Genomic DNA, 2,211 nt, shown 5'->3' with positions numbered 1-2,211 from the left:
TATTAAAAAGAGTCTATATTTTTCTCTTTTACTTGCATATTTAATAGCAGAAACTATTTTTAGTAGATACACTTTTATTTATCTACCTATATTTTTATTTCATATATTGGCTTTAATTGGGGCGTGGGGGAACTTTTTTGCTTTGGTGCTAAATAGAACAAAAATATTTTATTTTTTAATTTTACCTCTTTTAACTACTCTTCTTTTCTTCCTTAGCGCTATCTTCGTAGTAGAGTTTGATTAATCTTTTCCATTCCTTTAATTTATCCGAAAATCCTATTTTTTGGTATGCAGGAGATGGAGATGGAAGATAATATGTGGGTAATTTTATATCTGAAAAATGTTGGTTATATATTTTTTGAGCCAATCTGCTTGTAAAAAAGATAGCTTTTATATTTGGATATTTTTTTATTAAAGATCTTATATCGTTAACTTTTATATCTTTTAAATTTTTATCAGAAGAGTTTATTCTAAAACACTCTTTTACAACATCCCATAAAGCTATATGATGTTTTTTTAAAAATTTTAACTTCTCTTCGATGCTTTTTGGCTCTTCTTCTTCAAAAACGGCAGATATTAGTTTCCAAAATTGGTTAAATCTATTTCCGTAATAAAAGGTGTTTTTAAAAGAGTCTATACTTGGAAAAGTTCCAAGTATCAAAATCTTTGAAGAGTTATCAATAATTGGTTCAAATGGGTGATAAGTTTTTGCCATATTTTTTCCCGTAAAATCGGGCAAAAGCCCGATTTTTATTCGACTTCGGCGTCAATCACCTCTTCGTCGCCACCTTTTTTTCCTTGAGACTCTTTAGTTTCTGCCCCAGCTTGAGCACCTTGCTCTTTTTTATACATTGCCTCAGCTAATTTGTGGCTAACTTGAGTTAAAGCTTGAACTTTTGCTTCTATTTGCTCTTTTGTCGCATTTTCGTCTTTTAAAACCTCTTTTAGCTCATCAAGAGCCTTTTGAATTGCGGCTTTATCTTCGGCACTTATTTGATCTCCCGCCTCTTTTAGACTCTTTTCTGTTTGATAAGCCAAAGCGTCAGCTTGGTTTTTAGTCTCGATCAACTCTCTTCTTTTCTTATCCTCTTCTTTGTGAGCTTCAGCTTCTTGAATCATTCTTTGAATCTCTTCTTCGCTCAAACCGCTTGATCCTGTGATCTTGATTTGCTGCTCTTTTCCTGTTGCTTTATCTTTTGCGGTAACTGTTAAAATACCGTTTGCATCTATATCAAAAGTAACCTCTATTTGAGGAACTCCTCTTGGAGCCGGTGGAATTCCTTCAAGCGTAAATGTTCCAAGAGATTTATTGTCTTTTGCAAGCTCTCTTTCACCTTGCAATACATGTATAGTAACTGCCGGTTGATTGTCTTCGGCTGTGCTGAAAATCTGAGTCTTTTTAGTTGGGATGGTTGTTCCTTTTTCAATAAGCTTTGTCATAACTCCGCCAAGAGTCTCTATTCCAAGGCTCAAAGGAACAACATCTAGCAACAATACATCTTTTACCTCACCTTTTAATACCGCACCTTGTATTGCAGCACCTACCGCTACAACCTCATCTGGATTTACAGATTTGTTAAGCTCTTTGTTAAAAAAGGCTTTTACTTTTTCTTGAACAAGAGGTATTCTGGTTGAACCACCAACCATAACTACTTCATTAATCTCATCTTTGCTAAGTCCTGAATCTTTTAAAACCTCTTCACATTTTTGAATAGTTTGATCAATTAGATCTTCGATCATTCCTTCAAATTTTGCCCTTGTCAATTTTTTAACCAAATGTTTTGGTCCTGTTTGATCAGCTGTAATAAAAGGTAGGTTGATCTCAGTCTCAGTTGCGCTACTTAGCTCTTTTTTTGCGTTTTCCGCAGCCTCTTTCAATCTTTGAAGCGCCATTACATCTTGTTTTAGATCTATTCCAGTTTCAGATTTGAACTCTTCAACAAGCCAATCAATTATTCTATTGTCAAAGTCATCTCCCCCTAAAAACGCGTCACCGCCAGTTGCCAAAACTTCAACAACATTATCACCGGTCTCAAGTATAGTAACATCAAATGTTCCTCCACCCAAATCGTAAACAACGATCTTTTCGGCCTCTTTTTTATCAAGCCCGTAAGCCAACGCGGCACTTGTTGGTTCGTTTATAATTCTTAAAACATTAAGACCGGCAATTATCCCTGCCTCTTTTGTAGCTTTTCTTTGGGCATCATTAAA

At 34.9% G+C, this 2,211-nt stretch carries 3 protein-coding genes; 1 reads left to right on the top strand and 2 read right to left on the bottom strand.

Translation table 11 applies throughout. The features are described from left to right. Window positions 1–244: hypothetical protein (locus AC30RD_RS08665; protein WP_489494105.1), on the top strand; the 244-nt coding region annotated here is incomplete at its 5' end. Here the strand turns inward: AC30RD_RS08665 and AC30RD_RS08660 are convergent. Continuing rightward, the gene (locus AC30RD_RS08660) at window positions 191–715 is read right to left on the bottom strand and encodes a DNA-deoxyinosine glycosylase (RefSeq protein WP_489494104.1); all 525 of its coding nucleotides are present in this window, start codon (window positions 713–715) and stop codon (window positions 191–193) included. The two genes, AC30RD_RS08665 and AC30RD_RS08660, sit on opposite strands and share 54 nt — an antisense overlap. Window positions 716–750: 35 nt before the next feature. Beyond that, window positions 751–2,211: molecular chaperone DnaK (gene dnaK / locus AC30RD_RS08655; RefSeq protein WP_489494102.1), on the bottom strand; the 1,461-nt coding region annotated here is incomplete at its 5' end.

The organism is Nitrosophilus sp. (assembly GCF_982775275.1).
Note: the sequence above shows the minus strand (reverse complement) of the source record. Positions and strands in the feature narration are given on the sequence as shown.

Excerpts from the sequence above, each read along its gene's own strand:
- AC30RD_RS08660 (WP_489494104.1), bottom strand. The coding sequence starts at position 715 with ATGGCAAAAACTTATCACCCATTTGAACCAATTATTGATAACTCTTCA.